This is a genomic window from Shewanella frigidimarina NCIMB 400, assembly GCF_000014705.1.
GTDB lineage: Bacteria > Pseudomonadota > Gammaproteobacteria > Enterobacterales > Shewanellaceae > Shewanella > Shewanella frigidimarina.
The window spans coordinates 2,768,585-2,785,636 of record NC_008345.1 but is presented as its reverse complement, the minus strand read 5'-3'; the positions used below and the strand labels follow the sequence as shown (position 1 = coordinate 2,785,636).

Sequence of the window (17,052 nt, the reverse complement as noted above, 5' to 3'; positions counted from 1 at the left end):
ACCAGCAAATTTGCTGGTTTGTTTGTTGCTCACATACAGACTATTCGTCAGCGTGATCACAAGTATCATTGGTACAATGACCATAAAGGTACAAGCTATGGTGAGTCAGCTTGATGTTATGACGCATTGCGATTTCATCTTGGCGACGTTCAATCACGTCGTCAGAAAACTCAATCACTTTATCACAGGTTAAACACACTAAATGGTCATGGTGTTGTTGAGTCGACATTTCAAACACCGCTTTACCACTTTCAAAATGATGACGATTTAGAATGCCCGCATCATCGAACTGGTTTAATACTCTGTATACAGTAGCAAGGCCAATTTCCTCGCCTATTTCGAGTAACTTCTTATATAAGTCTTCTGCACTGATATGCTGGTTATCTGGGGATTGCATCAGTTCTAGAATTTTAACTCGCGGCAGGGTTATTTTTAATCCGGCTTTTTTGAGTGCTTGATTTCCATCTGTCATTGCTAATCTCTTGATTGCAGAACCAATCGGTTCATCGGTGGATATTCTAATCATTATATGTCTTGAGTCTAAAAACATAAACCTCTTAAGCTGCTTTATCAACCAATATAGAGGATATTTAGTAAAACAGTCACTTAAGCTGATATTATTTGTTAAGGATCTCTCAATAAGCTTACTTATACTAAGGGATTATTGTACCTATTCGGATATCCGATATTATTATCAAATCTATAACATGAATTTTATGTGAATTTTTAGACCGTGTAGTGACAACATTTTGTAACCTGAGTACGTATTTTTGATATGGTATAAAAAGTCATTACATTTTATTTTACATCATCACAATAAAGGACAAACAATGTACCGGCAAATTGTAGTGCTGACCGGCGCAGGTATTTCAGCTGAGTCGGGTATGAGCACGTTTAGAGATCAGCATGGTTTATGGGAACAGCATCATATTGAAGATGTTGCCACTCCTGAAGGCTATGCAAGAGATATCGAGTTAGTGGAGCGTTTTTATAATAGCCGCTGGCAACAATTACACAGTGATGATGTCATTCCCAATGCTGCACATTTAGCGCTAGCGAAACTTGAAACAGAATTTACGGGTGAATTGCTAGTAATAACCCAAAATGTTGATGATTTACACGAGCGTGCGGGGTCTAAACGATTACTGCATATGCACGGTGAATTAGCAAAAGGTCGATGCCCACAATCGCTACAAACCTTTGTATTACGTGAACCTTTCGGTGTTGATAATTGCTGCACCTGTTGCATACCCGGGAAGCGCCTGCGGCCACATATTGTGTGGTTTGGTGAAATGCCTTTTGGTATGGACAGAATTCACGACGCTTTAGACCACTGTGACTTATTTATTGCGATTGGTACATCGGGTACGGTTTATCCCGCGGCAGGTTTTGTCGATAGTGCGAATCACCACGGTGCTCAAACCGTGGAGGTTAATCTGGATCCTGCAGACCGTCATAGTCAGTTTCAATATCATTTTACCGGTAAAGCGGGTGCTATCTTACCTAAGTTAGTCGACGATATTTTAGCGGGTAAGGTGATTGGTAGTGAGTGAAGCATTATTAGAGCAAGCCGTTAGTGACGTGATGCCGACAAAGCTGGCGATTATTATGCGTGGTTTACCTGGCAGTGGTAAATCTTATTGGGTTGAACAATTTATTACTTCTCAAGGCATTGAGCAGGCTATTCATATCCGTCAGCATGGCCTATTCTCTACAGACCGCTATTTTTATCAACAAGGGCAGTACCGCTTTAATCCGCAAAAAATCGGCCAATATCATCAGGCTAATTTAACGGCTTTTATTCAGGCGTTGGCGCGTAAAGAACCGATAGTTATTTGTGATAATACTAATATCGCGAAATGGGAATTTATGGCTTATGAAGCCGCTGCAAAAGCGTTAGGCTATCAAGTTAAAGTGGTATTGGTTGGGCAGCCAGATAACGACCAACATCAACAGCTTTGCGCGCAACGAAATCAACATCAAGTTTCATTAGCGCATATTCAAAAAATGGCGCAGTTGTTTGAAGAGTAATAACGTGGAAAGTGATTTGTTAAATGATAGTTACAGTATTTAAGTTGTGTGGCCATATTTCAGGACTGAGTAATAAAAATAAAAAAGGCGCATAAAGCGCCTTTTTTGCATTTAGTCTGCGAGTAATTACTTCGCAGCAACAGGTGTAGTTAGGTCGATGCTATAAATCGCAAAGCCGGCTACAACATCAGCTGTTTTAGGTAACTTCACCATTTTACGTTGTTGATTATCAGCAACAAACTTGTCAGCAACATCGCTGTCTTGGGTTTCAAAACGAATGTCTAATGCAACAGTCGCATTATCAATAGTTTTAAAATCCCAGTTGTAATCAGCTGATGGATCAACCATAGCATCATATCCGCCAGTCGCATTTGGTTGTGATTGCTCAGTAATATAAGCTGATAATGCATCACGGTTGGTATCTGGCAGTTCTAGCACTACGTGGTCTGAACCGGTACCCGCAAATGAACCACCAAAAGCACGGTAGTTATTTGAAGCCACAACAAACGACATCGCTGCTAATTCATCACCCGTAATAACCGTTCCGTCAGGTGCTGTGTATGCTAAGTCAACAATACGATTTGCATCAGCGTTAACGACAGCACAGCTTCGGTCAAACTTAGTTGGTTGAGTTACATCAATTTTGTAAGTTAAGCCATCAATAACGTCGAAGTTATAAGTTGGGTGGCCTGCGCGATTAATCAAATTTTGTGGAGCACTGACGCTTGGGTCAATTTGATTAAACTGGTTGGCAGAACATTCTAACCAATCTTTTAGTTCCGCACCGGTAGCTTTAACTGCAACCATAGTATTTGGGTATAGGTATAAGTCAGCAGCGTTCTTATACGAAAGGTCGCCAGCATCAACTTGTACATATTGGCTTGCATCTCCTTCAGCATAACGTCCACCGGCTTTAAATGGTGCTGCTGCTGACAAGATTGGCAAATCTTTTAGATCATCAGTAATTAATGTTTTAACACGCGCTATTTGAGCATTAGATACAATCTGAACCGTTGGATCATCTTGAACTAAAGTTAAAAAGCTGTACATGTTAGCGGCAGCAACCCCAATAGGTTGGCTAACATATTCGATAGTACCATTGTGTTCAATTTCAATTGCATCACGTAAGCTAGCTTCACCTTCAACCAATGCTACTTTATTAGCATTGTCGTAAATTGGGCGTGCTTTAGCAGTTGATTCTTCATGAATTACGGTCCATTTCCCTTCTACTTGGCGTACAACTAAGTCTACCACACCTAAGTTATCACCCCAGCGGCCAGGCATTACGGCAGGAACGCCATTCAATAAACCTTTGTCTACGTCAGTATTTGGTAAGTCGCTGTAAGTTGCAGACGGGAATACAGAGTGGCTGTGACCAAAGAAAATCGCATCAATACCATCGACGTTGGTTAATGCATAGGTTGCGTTTTCTGCCCATGGGTCGCCAGGGTTTTCACTTGAACCAATACCTGAATGCGGAATGGCTAAAATGATATCAGCCCCTTCTGCTTTCATTTGTGGCACAAATTTATTCGCCGCTTGAACTATGCCTAATACTTCAACTTTACCGTCTAAGTTAGCTCTATCCCATTGTAAAATTTGTGGTGGTACAAAGCCGATGTAACCAATTTTTATTGTATGTTCATTACCATCAACATCGGTAACGACTTTGTCTTTAATAATATACGGTGTGAACATGTTTTCACTGAATAATACATCATCCCAGCAACCATCTTTATCAGCACAAATTACGTTGGCATTAATATAAGGAAAGTTAGCGCCACCAAGTGATTGCTCAAGGAATGATAATCCATAGTTAAATTCATGGTTACCAATGTTACCGACTTCGTAGTCTAGGGTATTCATTGCCTTGTACACAGGATGAGTGTCGGTTAGCATGTTGTTTTCAGTTTTAAATTTATTGGCAATATAGTCTCCCATTGGACTACCTTGCAATAAATCACCGTTATCGACTAATACCGAGTTAGTGGCTTCGGCGCGTGCTGCATTGATTAAACTTGCTGTACGTACCAAACCGATGGTCTTATCTTCTTTACCTGAGTAATAGTTGTAATCCATCATATTGGTATGAAGATCTGTGGTTTCCATTACACGTAACTTGATATCTGCAGCAACAGTACTTGTTTGATCGTCATTATCAGAGCCGCAACCGCCTAATCCCAGTGCACCAGCGATAACAACGGCAAGAAGTTTTTTATTTAACATATTTTACTCTCTATATTTATTTGACCCCGAGGCGTATTTTTTGTTTTTGCCTCTTACGTAGTGTTAACGATCCTTAACTATTTTGATAATAAAATGAAAACACCGCGGAGATTATAAGCATAAGATATGAATAAATTGTGATGTAACGCTAAATTAATATGATTAATGAGTGCGTTCGTGCAATTAATAGGCGTAAAAGGTGATAAAAAGCCGACAAGCTATTAATACGTTTCATGTAAATTTTTTGTGTGTTTGATAAGGATTGATATTAATGGATGTAATATGAACTTGTTTTATGATTTGGTATGAATAGAATTTATACCTTTAAATACTTAGAGTCTGTTTACCAGGAAGTAAATATCCATATTAAATTTGGCAATATTAACAATGGCTGTCGAAGCCATTGTTAATATCATCATTCAATTTTTAATATTAAAGTTTTTCTTTTAATAAACCTCTGCTACGTAATAGCGGTTCAATACCTGCATCCTTACCTCTAAATTGTTTGTATAATTCCATCGGATCTGCACTGCCGCCTTTGGATAAAATACTATCACGGAATTTTTGAGCTGTTTTTGGATCAAAAATTCCATTTTCTTTAAATGCTTCGAAAGCATCAGCACCTAAAATATCAGACCAAAGGTAACTGTAGTATCCTGCAGAATAACCGCCTGCAAAAATATGCGAAAAGTAAGTGCTGCGATAACGAGGGGCTATTTGGCTAATTAAGCCCATTTTATTTAATGAGGCCAATTCAAAATCTTTTGCATCGCGTAGTTTGCTATCTTTAAGAGAATGCCAATCCAAGTCTAAATAAGTGGCAGCCATATATTCGACAGTGGCAAAACCTTGATTAAATTGGCTAGCGGCTTGGATTTTATTTATTAAAGATTGGGGAATAATTTCACCCGTTTGATAATGCTTTGCAAATTGTGATAATACTTCCGGCTGTGTCATCCAGTTTTCCATCACTTGAGATGGAAACTCAACGTAATCACTTGGTACGCTAGTTCCGGATTGAGAACGGTAAGTCACATTAGAAAGTATGCCGTGCAATGCATGTCCAAATTCGTGAAACAGAGTACTGGCTTCGTCAAATGTAAGTAGTGCTGGCTCATTACCTGCTGGGCGAGGGAAGTTAAGTACGTTAACCACAATCGGCTTTGATTCTACTCCATTCATATTATATTGTTGACGGTATACGTTCATCCACGCGCCGCCTCGCTTACTTTGACGGACAAAATAGTCGCCCATAAATATAGCGAGCAAGCTACCGTCTTTATCATAGACTTCCCAGGTACGAACATCTGGGTGATACTTGGGCAAATCCGTACGTTCTTTGACAGTAATGCCATATAAACGATTAGCGGTATAGAATACCCCTTTCAAGGTACTCTCAAGTGAGAAATAGGGCTTAGTTTGCTGTTCATTGAAACTGTATTTAGCGACGCGAATTTTATCTGAATAATACCACCAATCCCATGCTTCAATGGTCGAATCGGTACCTTGGGTATCGACTAGCGCTTGCATGTCTGCCACTTCACTTTTAGCCTGCTTTAATGCAGCTGGCCACACTTTATCTAATAGAGCATAGACATTCTCTGGGGTCTTAGCAGTGCGAGACTCAAGTACAAAATGAGCATGAGATTGATATCCCATAAGCTGAGCTCGTTGTGAACGTATTGAGGCTATTTTGGCGAGAATCTTTTTATTATCGAATTCATTGTCATTATTTGCTTGAGCAACGTAAGCCTTAAATAGGGTTTCACGCAGTTTTCGATTATCAGCGTAAGTCAAAAATGGGGTCATTGATGGGCGATGAGGAGTAAAAATCCATTTACCTGGATGACCCAGTTTTGTAGCTTTACGAGCTGCAGTGTCAACCACATCTTGTGGTAAACCGGAAAGGTCTTCTTGGTTGTCAATGATGAGTTGAAAGCCATTGGTTTCAGCTAATAAATTATCGCCAAAAGTAAGGCTTAACTTACTAATTTGTTCATTTAAACCTCGGAGGGTAATTTTATCTTCTGCTGATAAATTTGCTCCGCCTCGGGTGAATGATTTGTATGTATCTTCCAGTAATTTTGCCTGTGCAGTATTCAAGGACAAGCTATTACGTTGTTCATGTAAAGTTTTTACTCGTTGAAACAGCATTGGATTTAGGAAAATATCATCTTGTGATGACGATAGTTTGGGTGAAATCTGTTTGGATATAGCTTGTAACGCATCGTTAGTGTCTGCGCCCGCCAAATTAAAGAATACGTATGATACTCGGGTTAGTAAATCGCCTGAAAATTCCATTGCTTCAATCGTATTTTCAAAAGTTGGGGGCTGAGGATTATTTGCGATAGTACTAATTTGCTCTTGCAGCTCAGTCATTCCAGCTTCAAAGGCTGGGATATAATCATCGGTTGTAATATTGGCAAAATCAGGGATTTCAAAAAATGTACCGTAAGGTTTAAAAAACGGATTATCAGCATGTTGTTGTTCTATTTGTGCAGCTGTTAATGGCGTGGGGTCATTGGTCGTTTGGGATACGGTTGACATGGAGCAGGCATTTAGTGCAAATATTACCGCGATGCTGGCGAAAAGGGGTTTAAGGGGTAAGCCCTTCATATCTTGTCCTCTTTTGTTTATTGTCTGAATAAGCGGGTTTTGATGAATTATTGGGTATGGATTGTTATATGTTGATATTAATTTTACACATAATTAACATAAGGTTTTTGATTTGTTTGTAACAAAAAAACCGAGCAATCACAATAATTGCTCGGTTTATGCTTTGGTTTATCATCAAAAAAATCGGTGGTTATCTTTCCACACTATTGATGCATGCAAATCACAGGATCATTATCTTTATGGTTTAATAATGACTTTAACTGTGGCATCAACGTCTGCTTCATCAATGTAGCCAATGGCATTTGGATTACTTGCAATTGCAGATTTCATCGCTGCAGCACCAGAAACCGCAGGTGGTGGAGTACCTTTACCGGTAAAGACTTGCTTAGACCAAAATGCTTTTAGTTGTGCATCAGACTTACCAGTAACAGCTTGATGAAACTCACTGCGAATAGGATTGCCTTCTTCTAATTCGTAAACGACGACCGAAGAGTTGCCTTTGCCTAAAAAAGCTTTTTTAACGTCATTAATTGAAATGTCTGCAGCAGCAGGATTACCAATAACAACTACAGCAGCGTTAGCGGAGGTAACAGCGGTTAAACTTAGTGCTAAAATAGTTAGTAACTTTTTCATTATCATACTCCTTAAAATACTGCGTCGAATTTAACGGTGTAAATCAAGGTGTCATCATAAGTAAACTTACCTGTTGATGTGTCGATGCTGTTGCCCGTGAATCCACCTGAAGTGTCACCAAAATCTTCAGCATAAGTGACATCAAATTTTATCGCGACGTTATCAATAGCATCCCAACGTAAACCAATACTGTAAGCCATGCGCTCAGCATTAAATGCAACCATTTGAATAGCAGTCGCTGTTGATAGTGGCAGACGCTCATCATTATCTTGAGTCTTCATGTATGCAACTGTAGCGTAAGGTGTGAATTCCTTAATACGGTAGCCCAGCGTTAAGTAACCAGAATCAGTGTCAGGGTAAGCGTTATCAATTTCTGAACGAGTCCATTCAGTAATAGCAATCACTTCACCATTGTCGTAACTTGCACCCACCCCAACGAATGAACCTTTCTCATCATTAAGTTCTAATACGGTATAGTTAGCTTGAGTATTTACACCTGCGGCTAAAGGCACTGTTACTTCTGAGACAATTGGACCATCTAATTTGGCTTGTGCATATACAGCACGTAAAGTCCAAATTTCATCAGTCCAACTTACGTTAGCACCCATAAGGTTGCTTAATTCAACCGCTGAGTTTTTAACGTCGGACTCACCACCAAATGCTTGCATTGTTAGTGTTGAGTCATCGTATTCCACATCATAAGAAACACCTGCACCAGTGTAAGATGAAAACGGGATGGTACCGTATACTTCTTGTGGTGGGCGCGCGAAAGGCTGTGCATATCCAACATCTAAGTAATCAGAGTACATAAATAAAGGCACACGCAGTTTACCGCCACGAATCTTAACGCCGTTGTCAAAGCGATGGGATAAATAGGCCCATTCAGCTTCAACTTCCCAGTCGTATTTACCGCGCATCATTAGCTGTAATACTGCTTGAGTATTGTCAGAAATGTTAAATGTCCCTTGTAGACCTAATTTACTGTCTTCGCTAAAGTTAGCACTTGAATCAGCATTATTGTAGCCAGCATCATTATCAGAGCTGATATAGGCTCCGCTAATAAAACCGTTAAATTTGACCTTGTCGGCTAGGCTTGCATTTTGCTGCGCCTGCAACGTTTGTACCTGCTGCTCTAGTTTAGCAATTTTAGCATCAGCGGCTTCATCTGCCACTGCTAAACTTGGGACTATCGCCATTGATATCGCAACGGATAATATTTTTAAATTAAATTGCATGGTGTTACTCCTTGATCATCACTCATATGCCCTTTGGGCTTATATTTTTGGTTTTTTGGTACTGCATTACAATCAATCTCATACCTTAAATTGACTGGTAATAGATTGAAGTCTTTCACTTACATTTTGAATATCGACACTAATACCGCCCATATCCGCAGTCGTTACTCTGACTTTTTGTGAACCGACTTCCATTTCAGTTACATATTGCTGGATCAACACTGAAGTTGTATGTTGCTCCTCGGTCGCAGCCGCAATTTGGTCATTAACTTCTGATATTGCACTTACTTTTTCTGTAATACGCTGTAACGCTTCACCGGCTAAAGAGGTTGATTTAACCCCTATTGCAGCAGTGTTAATACCACGAGCCATCGCGTCAACGGCTTGCTTAGAGGTTGAGCGTAATTCTTGTAGCACTTGTTGGATTTCTTGAGTAGAGGTTTGTGTTCTAGAGGCCAATATTCTGACTTCATCGGCAACTACTGCAAACCCACGCCCATGTTCACCAGCACGCGCTGCTTCAATAGCAGCGTTAAGGGCCAGTAAATTTGTCTGATCTGCAATACTTCTGATTGTGTCTAATATGTCATTAACGTTGTGGGTATATGCGTCTAATTGATTAACGACAGCCGCAGTTTGCTGTACTTCTTCAGCCAGGGTATTAATAGTAATAACGGCTTCATTAACAATGATCCCGCCTTGTTTTGCTTCAGTGTTGGCATTTTCAGCTTCAAGTGCCGCACTTGAGGCGTACTCAGCAATATGAGTGACACTGACAAACATTTCTTTCATTGCCTGCGATATCTGCTCAATGGCTTCATTTTGTTGCTGCACATTGAGTTCACTGTATTGACTACCACTGAGTAACGTTGCAGCTACTTCGGTTAAATGTTCAGTGGTATTCTTTGTATCGGCAATAGACGATTGAAGTTTAGACACAAATTGATTAAACCAGTAAACCAACTGAGCAATTTCATCTTTACCTGCATAGTGGATCCGCGACCGAAGATCGCCTTCACCCTCAGAAATATTGCGCAAAGACTGAGTCACATTGTCTATGGTATTAATAATGGAGCGATTAACGAGTAGCCCCATAATCACCATTAGCAACGTCGCAATAACACCTATGAGTAAAACGCTATTTTCTGCCTGGTTTGAGCTCGCAATAGTTGCTTGAATACTCTGTTGAAATTGTTCAGATAAAATCGATTTCTTTTCAGAAAATTGTTCAACCAATAATTGATATCGTTTAGCATTTTCCGCCGCCTGACGTTGAATTTTACTAAAGTCGACATCATCTTTAATAAACTCAGCAGCTAAACTGCGAGCATTATTATAGTAGAGGTTTACGTCCTTATTAAGTTGTCGAGTTACATTGGTTTCTTGGGGCTGTAAATCGACGAGCTGACGTAAGTTAGTTGATATTTGCAACACCATAGTATTGGCAACATCTAGTGCATCTTCTTCGCCTGTTGTAATAGCCGATTGGATCGTTTGATCTAATTGTAATATTAAGCCTTGATTCACCGTAGCAAGATTTAACGCAGGATAAAGTTGATTCTGAAGTCCATTTAAGCGTTGTGCATTACTTTTGCCAGTTTGATTATTGATGATAATCGAAATGACAAATGACACGATAGCGACAAAGGTTAGCAGGGCAATTCGATGCTTGATTTTTAAATTAATGAGCTGCATGGGGCCTTTTGTTAATTTAGGAAGGTCTAAACTGATGGCGATAATAACAGTTCCAGTAGTGACTTAAAATATTAACATTCACTTTGGGTTGAATAATTACGGCGAAAAAATAATAACGGTGAGACACCAGAAGGATTTAATATTTGTAGTGTTTGAAATAATCTAATTTTTTTATGGCGGGAGGGGGGGCTTTAATTCAATACATTGATTTTGTTGTTATTCTAACTGTTGCCTTTATTTTTTATGAGCATTAATAATATTGAGCGTTTACATTGTATAAAACGATACAATATTTTTAAGTATGTTGAGTATTGATTTTGGTGCATTGGTTGATTGATGTTAATTTCATTAAGGTTAAATTAAGTTATAACTCATTCATTCTTGTTATTAATAATTAATGATAGCGGCTTTACATTATTTAAAGCCGCTATTGCATTATTTTGAATGGTTTACGGTATTAGTAGCCGATGGCGGCAGAACCTGCGCGTCTTGGGTCTGAAGCGCCAAAAAGACCTTGCTCTGTCATCATTATCGATTGAGTACTGCCAATCGACTCTTGCACTTTCACTTTGTGACCTTTGGCTTCAAGTAATGAAATCGTATCGCGATTCAATGTATGTTCCACCCAAATAAAATCAGGTAACCATTGGTGATGCATACGTGCAGCAGCAGTTGCTTCGGCAATGTTTAAGTTATGATCAATCACATTCATGATCATTTGCAGCGTAATATTAATAATTCGCGAGCCACCAGGGCTGCCGGTAACAATGAAAGGTTTGCCATCTTTCATCACCATAGTAGGACTCATTGAACTGAGAGGACGCTTATTTCCTTCTACCGCATTTGCGTCACCACCAATTAAGCCATAACCATTTGGTGTGCCGGGTTTAGCCGAAAAGTCATCCATTTCATTGTTTAATAAAATGCCCGTGCCTTTAGCGACTAAGCCAGAACCATAACTAAAATTAAGAGTATAAGTATTAGCTACGGCATTGCCCCATTTATCGATAACTGAGAAGTGGGTAGTTTGATCGCTCTCATACGGCGCAAGGTTTCCAGGTTTCACTTCGCTGCTAGGTGTGGTTTTATTAATGGCGATTTTGCTGGCAATCTCTTTAGCGTATTCTTTGCTAGTCAATTGTTTAACTGGCACATTAACAAAATCAGGGTCACCTAAATACTCACTTCGATCTGCATAAGCATATTTCATGGTTTCGGCCATAAGATGCAAAGTGTTTGCGGTGTTGTGGCCTAATTTATCAATGGGGAATTGCTCGAGTACATTGAGCATTTCGATAATATGGATACCACCTGAAGATGGTGGCGGCATAGAAACCACTTCGTAACCTCGGTAATTACCCCGCACAGGTTCGCGTTCAATCACTTTATAGTTAGCCAGATCAGTTAAACTCATTATGCCGCCCGCATTCTGTACTGCAGAGACAATTTTCTTAGCCGTTTCACCTTGATAAAACCCTTTGCTACCTTTCTGGGCAATCAAAGATAATGACTGTGCTAACTCGGGTTGTTTGAGCAATTCATTGACTTGATAATTACTGCCGTTGGCATGGTAGAAAATCTCTGCCGAACTTGGCCATTGGGTAATACGAGATTTAAGACCCGCTAATGAATTTGATAGATCTGAAGTGACTAATATTCCGTCTTTGGCGAGTTTAATCGCAGGCTTGATCACTTGCGCCATTTTCATGGTGCCATATTGTTTTAAGGCCAGCTCCATCCCCATAACAGTGCCTGGTACGCCAACGGCTAAACCATGTTCACGACTGAGTTTATCTACAGCATTACCTTGTTCATCAAGGAAGATATCTTTGTGTGCTTTAGCAGGGGCTGTTTCACGGTAATCGATAGCAATGGTTTTATTTTGCTCGGCTAAATGCACTAACATAAAGCCACCTCCACCAATATTACCCGCGCGAGGTAAGGTTACTGCAAGGGCGTAGGCCACTGCTACGGCCGCATCGACCGCGTTGCCACCTTGTTTTAAAATTTCAACGCCAATTTGACTGGCTAATGCTTCTTGGCTTGAAACCATGCCATGCTTAGCATAGATTGGCTGAGCCGTTGCCATTTCACTAAAGATTGAAGCTTCATTTGCCTGGCTGTCAGCAATATGAAGTGCAGGATAACAAAGTGTAAGAGTTAATGCGGTGCTCAAAAAAAGCGGTGTTAATTTAGGGAATCGTGTCACGATCAATCCTTGGTGTGTATTGAGAAGATACTGTGATAGAACATGCCACATGATAGCAATAATTGGTATGAGTTTTAGTGGTTGAGTGTTATTTATTATAGGGTAGGTGTGGGTGGAACAAACACAAACGCGAGTTTATCAATATAAATTTGTTAATAGTATTAGCAATATAGATTCTTTAATATGGAATATCTTTTTTGGATCATCTCATCCTTTTACCCGGCATGAATATTTATCCGCTCTGGAAATGAGTCGCTGTGTTAGCACTGAAACGGGTTGGACGCCGATGCACCTTATTGTGATGGATGGCGATAATATTATTGCATTAATGCCCTTGTACCTTAAAAGTCATTCTTGGGGGGAATATGTGTTTGATTGGGCATGGGCAGAAGCTTATGAGCGTCATAATATAGGCTATTACCCTAAGCTTGTGGGCAGTATACCTTTTACTCCTACAACTGGGCGGCGTATTGGTATTGACCCAAGGTTACCAAAACACGATCAACAGCCCTTGATTGACGGCATTCAAACCTATCTGTCACAAACTGTCATTAAACAGGGCTGGTCATCTTGGCATTGTTTATTTACCAATACCGAGCAACATCTACAGTTTGCACAAGCAGGGGTAATGGAGCGTGTTGGTTGTCAGTTTCATTGGCACAACCAAAATTATGCTGATTTTAATGACTTTCTTAGTACATTAACGTCACGTAAACGCAAAAACATCACTAAAGAACGAATTTCTGCAAGGCAACAGCTACAATTCCGATTTATAGATGGCGATAAGGCGAGTGCACAGCAATGGCAGAATTTTGTGCGTTGTTATCAAAATACTTATTTAAAGCGTTCTGGTCATAAAGGGTACTTGTCGGCAGCATTCTTTGAGCAGATAGCAGCAACAATGGGCTCAATGATACGATTATTATTGATTGAAAATAGTGACGCACAATTAGTGGCATCAGCATTATATTTTGTGTCAGACACGCATTTATATGGTCGTTATTGGGGGGCGTTAACAGAATGCGACTATGTCCATTTTGAAGCATGTTATTACCAAGGCATTGAGTACGCTATCGCTAATCAATTATTAGTATTTGATGCAGGAGCACAAGGCGAACATAAAGTGGCTCGAGGTTTTCGTCCTGTGAAAACCACCTCAAGCCATTTTGTTGCTCATGAAGGTTTTAATGATGCCATCGGTGCTTTTTGTCAACAAGAGCAAGCTCATATCGACATTTATATACAGCAAATGTGCGAACAACTGCCGTATAAGTCAATTGATAATACATAAAATAGTATGAGGTTAATTACTCATCAAATGTGCTTTCTGGGTTAGCCTAGCGCTAGCCAAATACCAACCAGTATCATTAAACTTCCGGCGATACGATTCATCCAGCGGATATTATCGCCTCGACTTAAAAATAATCGTAAACTCTTACCGCCGCTGGCATAAGCCAGCATCGATACACTTTCGGTGACCATTATAATACCAAGCAAAACGGCGAGTTGTGGCCCAACGGCATTATCAACATTAATAAACGGCGGTAATAGCGAAATCATAAAAGCCCAACCTTTAGGGTTGGCAATCGCGGTAATAAATCCTTGGCTGATTAAGCTCATGCGACTGGCTTTGACTTCAATACCAGTGATGATGGCCATTTTGCCTTTAGCACGCCACATATTAATGCCAATGTAGCCAAGGTAAGCACCACCCACCCACTTAAGAATATCGAACACCTGTGGGTAATTTAGCATGATGCTGGCAACCCCAAGTACTGCTGCAATGGCGACCAACGCCACGCCCACTAATTCGCCTAACATCATCCATAAGGTTCTGCGTACACCAATACTCATTCCGAGTGTCATGGCTAAAGTCATGCACATACCGGGGGTGATAGACACAAAAAAGAACGTTGGAATAAACACAGCGAGTACAGCGTAATCTGGCATTAGAAAGGTCTTTAATTAGAATGTAGATGGCAGAGTGTAAAGGCCTAAAATGATAAAAACCAGCAATTTGCTGGTTTTTATGTATCACTTCGTGTCTATAAAATTACAGCACGCCGCGTTTCATTTGATCGCGTTCGATTGATTCAAATAACGCAGTAAAGTTACCTTCACCAAAGCCAAGGTTGTTTTTACGTTGAATGATTTCAATGAAGATAGGGCCAAAAAGATTTTTGGTGAAAATTTGCAGTAAATAACCCTCATCATCACCATCAACCAAAATTTGATGATGTTTGATACGATCGTGATCTTCGGTCACCTGTGGCAACTTCTCGAAAATAGTGTCGTAATATTCAGGAATAATATCCAGTGTTTTGATTGAGGTGCCTTCCATTGCATCAAGTGAGGCCACAATGTCGCGACTTCTAAATGCAAGATGCTGAACACCTGGGCCATTGTATTCACCTAAGTATTCATCAATCTGATTTTTATCATTGCCTTTACCTTCGTTTATCGGGATACAGAAACTGCCATCCGGTGAACGTAGGGCATAAGATACCAATGCGGTTTGTGCGCCGCTGATATCAAAATAACGCACTTCAGTAAAACCAAAGATGTCTTTGTAAAAGTTAGCCCATTTTTCCATAGTGCCTTTGTAGACATTATTGGTTAAATGGTCGACTTCCATAAAGCCTTTTTCAGGCGTTACGATAGGCTGCTCTAAATCAACAAAGTCAGTTTGATAAATATTGTTTTGCTCACCAAAAGTGTCAATAAAATAAATCAAGCTATCGCCGATACCGTAAATAGCTGGGTAAGGCATATCTTTATTGGCATCATCGGCTGGTTTTGCACCACGGGCAACGGCTTCTGTAAATGCAAACTGTGCATCTTCTACACGCCAACCCATTGAACAAATAGCCGGGCCATGAGATTTGGCAAATTCTGCAGAAAACCCTGCACGGCCTTTATTCAATAGAAAGTTAATGTCATTTTGTTTGTAGTAAACAATGTCATTATTTTTGGCTTTTTTTAACATCGAAAAACCAAAATCGATGAATACCTGATGCATGTATTCAGTATCTGGGCTAGCAAATTCGGTGAATTCAATGCCTAACAGGCCCAGTGGGTTTAGTTCGCTTGCCATTTTGTTTTCCTTTATTTTATGTCAACACGCCATCACTCTTTGGTGACTTGGGTTAGCTATAAATGTGGTCTTAGTTTTCTAACCAAGAGCGGTTGTAATCATCACTCATGCAATTTTTGACATGAGCGGTTAAATTCAGTGGGGCGAAGGTATCAACCATCACCGCATATTCGTATGTTTCGGTTTTGCCGATAGAGGCTTCTGTGCGACCAGGTTGAGGCCCATGCGGCACACCTTTTTGGTGTAACGTCATATAGCCCGCTTCAATACCTGTACGGCTCATAAAGTCACCATCGACGTAATACAAAACTTCATCGCTGTCGATGTTGTTGTGGTAATAAGGTGCTGGTATCGATTTAGGATGAAAATCGTATGGGCGTGGCACAAAGTTACAAATGACAAAATTGTGTGCAGTAAACACTAAATGCTCAGACGGTGGTAAATGAATTTTGCCTACTTTGGGTGCATATTCACTGATGTTAAATGCCCAAGGATAAACGCAGCCATCCCAGCCAACTAGGTCAAATGGATGCCATTGCAGAGTCATTTTTTGATAACGCTCACCAAATTTACACATTAACGGAAACGCACCTTTTTCAACCACGGCATCAGCCAAGGTTGGCGTACGAATGTCTCGTTCACAGTAAGGTGCAGATTCAAGCATTTGGCCGTATTCGTTTCTGAAATGCTTTGGCACTTCGACCATTGAAGATGATTCGATCACAAATAAACGCACATTTTCATAATCGTTAAATTTAAGTTGGTACGTGGTCCCGCGTGGAATAATTAAGTAATCCCATTTTTTGGTATCAATGACGCCGTATTCACTCAACAGTTGGCCTTCACCTTCGTGAATAAACACCACTTCGTCAGCATAGGCATTACGATAAAACTCATTGGTATCTTCAGTCACCTTAGCGGTGTACATGGCGACATCATTATTGAAAAAAATTTTATTTCGGGCGCTAAAAAAGTTGCCTTGGCAGTCGGCTTGGCGCGAGTCTAATTTGTAATTTTGAATTAATGAGTCTTGCCATTGTTCACCATGAGATAACGTGTAAGGTTGAACGTCTATCGCTTTGGTTGGCATATTGTGATGATATTTATTTGAATAAATATTAGAAAAGCCATGAGTTGAAAATAATTCTTCACGGTACAACTCGCCATTGTCTTTTTCGAAGGCAATGTGGCGTTTGGTCGGGATCTGACCTTGCTTAACATAGAATGGCATGTGATTGTCCTATGGTGAATCGACTGCGAGTGTCGTGGCGTTTATGTTATTTGTTGTTATGGCCTAATCGCATTGGGCAAAC

Annotated in this window: 13 protein-coding genes; 3 read left to right on the top strand and 10 right to left on the bottom strand. The window is 40.1% G+C overall.

Annotated elements, in window-relative coordinates; all coding sequences use genetic code 11:
* Positions 1–40 precede the first annotated feature (40 nt).
* On the bottom strand, positions 41–472 hold the full coding sequence (gene fur, locus SFRI_RS12025; protein ID WP_041413604.1) for a ferric iron uptake transcriptional regulator: 432 nt from the start codon (positions 470–472) through the stop codon (positions 41–43).
* Positions 473–830: 358 nt separating this feature from the next.
* On the opposite strand from fur, the gene cobB reads away from it, so the two are divergent.
* Both cobB and SFRI_RS12015 read left to right on the top strand, forming a co-directional pair.
* Complete coding sequence (gene cobB, locus SFRI_RS12020; protein ID WP_011637792.1) at positions 831–1,553, top strand: Sir2 family NAD+-dependent deacetylase; 723 nt, start codon at positions 831–833, stop codon at positions 1,551–1,553.
* A gap of 31 nt (positions 1,554–1,584) precedes the next feature.
* Entirely contained in the window at positions 1,585–2,031 is a 447-nt protein-coding gene (locus SFRI_RS12015) for an ATP-binding protein (protein ID WP_041413603.1), read from the top strand.
* 126 nt (positions 2,032–2,157) lie between these two features.
* On the opposite strand, the gene SFRI_RS12010 is transcribed toward SFRI_RS12015, so the two are convergent.
* The 6 genes from SFRI_RS12010 to ggt all read right to left on the bottom strand — a co-directional run bounded on the left by SFRI_RS12010 (position 2,158) and on the right by ggt (position 12,645).
* A complete protein-coding gene (locus SFRI_RS12010) occupies positions 2,158–4,257 on the bottom strand; it encodes a bifunctional 2',3'-cyclic-nucleotide 2'-phosphodiesterase/3'-nucleotidase (protein ID WP_011637790.1) in 2,100 nt (699 codons plus the stop codon).
* A gap of 432 nt (positions 4,258–4,689) precedes the next feature.
* The gene (locus tag SFRI_RS12005) at positions 4,690–6,873 is read right to left on the bottom strand and encodes a M3 family metallopeptidase (RefSeq protein ID WP_011637789.1); all 2,184 of its coding nucleotides are present in this window, start codon (positions 6,871–6,873) and stop codon (positions 4,690–4,692) included.
* A gap of 237 nt (positions 6,874–7,110) precedes the next feature.
* Entirely contained in the window at positions 7,111–7,506 is a 396-nt protein-coding gene (locus SFRI_RS12000; protein WP_011637788.1) for a type 2 periplasmic-binding domain-containing protein, read from the bottom strand.
* Positions 7,507–7,517: 11 nt separating this feature from the next.
* Positions 7,518–8,741, bottom strand: coding sequence for a porin family protein (locus tag SFRI_RS11995; protein WP_011637787.1), 1,224 nt, complete (start codon positions 8,739–8,741; stop codon positions 7,518–7,520).
* A 78-nt stretch (positions 8,742–8,819) separates the two neighbouring features.
* Complete coding sequence (locus SFRI_RS11990) at positions 8,820–10,436, bottom strand: methyl-accepting chemotaxis protein (RefSeq protein ID WP_011637786.1); 1,617 nt, start codon at positions 10,434–10,436, stop codon at positions 8,820–8,822.
* Between the two features lie 457 nt (positions 10,437–10,893).
* The gene (gene ggt / locus SFRI_RS11985) at positions 10,894–12,645 is read right to left on the bottom strand and encodes a gamma-glutamyltransferase (protein ID WP_011637785.1); all 1,752 of its coding nucleotides are present in this window, start codon (positions 12,643–12,645) and stop codon (positions 10,894–10,896) included.
* Positions 12,646–12,757: 112 nt separating this feature from the next.
* Between ggt and SFRI_RS11980 the strand changes: the two genes are divergently transcribed.
* The gene (locus SFRI_RS11980; protein WP_011637784.1) at positions 12,758–13,936 is read left to right on the top strand and encodes a GNAT family N-acetyltransferase; all 1,179 of its coding nucleotides are present in this window, start codon (positions 12,758–12,760) and stop codon (positions 13,934–13,936) included.
* Between the two features lie 41 nt (positions 13,937–13,977).
* Here the strand turns inward: SFRI_RS11980 and SFRI_RS11975 are convergent, their stop codons facing one another.
* The 3 genes from SFRI_RS11975 to SFRI_RS11965 all read right to left on the bottom strand — a co-directional run bounded on the left by SFRI_RS11975 (position 13,978) and on the right by SFRI_RS11965 (position 16,970).
* Positions 13,978–14,595 carry a LysE family translocator gene (locus SFRI_RS11975; RefSeq protein ID WP_011637783.1) on the bottom strand — a complete coding sequence of 206 codons (618 nt, stop codon included), beginning with the start codon at positions 14,593–14,595 and terminating at the stop codon, positions 13,978–13,980.
* A 103-nt stretch (positions 14,596–14,698) separates the two neighbouring features.
* Positions 14,699–15,739, bottom strand: a complete 1,041-nt coding sequence (gene hppD, locus SFRI_RS11970; RefSeq protein WP_011637782.1) for a 4-hydroxyphenylpyruvate dioxygenase — start codon at positions 15,737–15,739, stop codon at positions 14,699–14,701.
* Between the two features lie 70 nt (positions 15,740–15,809).
* Positions 15,810–16,970, bottom strand: a complete 1,161-nt coding sequence (locus SFRI_RS11965) for a homogentisate 1,2-dioxygenase (RefSeq protein WP_011637781.1) — start codon at positions 16,968–16,970, stop codon at positions 15,810–15,812.
* Positions 16,971–17,052 lie beyond the last annotated feature (82 nt).

Bases quoted from the DNA above. Each gene is read 5' to 3' on its own strand.
- fur (WP_041413604.1), bottom strand. From the start codon at position 472: ATGACAGATGGAAATCAAGCACTCAAAAAAGCCGGATTAAAAATAACC.
- cobB (WP_011637792.1), top strand. From the start codon at position 831: ATGTACCGGCAAATTGTAGTGCTGACCGGCGCAGGTATTTCAGCTGAG.
- SFRI_RS12015 (WP_041413603.1), top strand. From the start codon at position 1,585: ATGCCGACAAAGCTGGCGATTATTATGCGTGGTTTACCTGGCAGTGGT.
- SFRI_RS12010 (WP_011637790.1), bottom strand. From the start codon at position 4,257: ATGTTAAATAAAAAACTTCTTGCCGTTGTTATCGCTGGTGCACTGGGA.
- SFRI_RS12005 (WP_011637789.1), bottom strand. From the start codon at position 6,873: ATGAAGGGCTTACCCCTTAAACCCCTTTTCGCCAGCATCGCGGTAATA.
- SFRI_RS12000 (WP_011637788.1), bottom strand. From the start codon at position 7,506: ATGAAAAAGTTACTAACTATTTTAGCACTAAGTTTAACCGCTGTTACC.
- SFRI_RS11995 (WP_011637787.1), bottom strand. From the start codon at position 8,741: ATGCAATTTAATTTAAAAATATTATCCGTTGCGATATCAATGGCGATA.
- SFRI_RS11990 (WP_011637786.1), bottom strand. From the start codon at position 10,436: ATGCAGCTCATTAATTTAAAAATCAAGCATCGAATTGCCCTGCTAACC.
- SFRI_RS11975 (WP_011637783.1), bottom strand. From the start codon at position 14,595: ATGCCAGATTACGCTGTACTCGCTGTGTTTATTCCAACGTTCTTTTTT.
- hppD (WP_011637782.1), bottom strand. From the start codon at position 15,739: ATGGCAAGCGAACTAAACCCACTGGGCCTGTTAGGCATTGAATTCACC.
- SFRI_RS11965 (WP_011637781.1), bottom strand. From the start codon at position 16,970: ATGCCATTCTATGTTAAGCAAGGTCAGATCCCGACCAAACGCCACATT.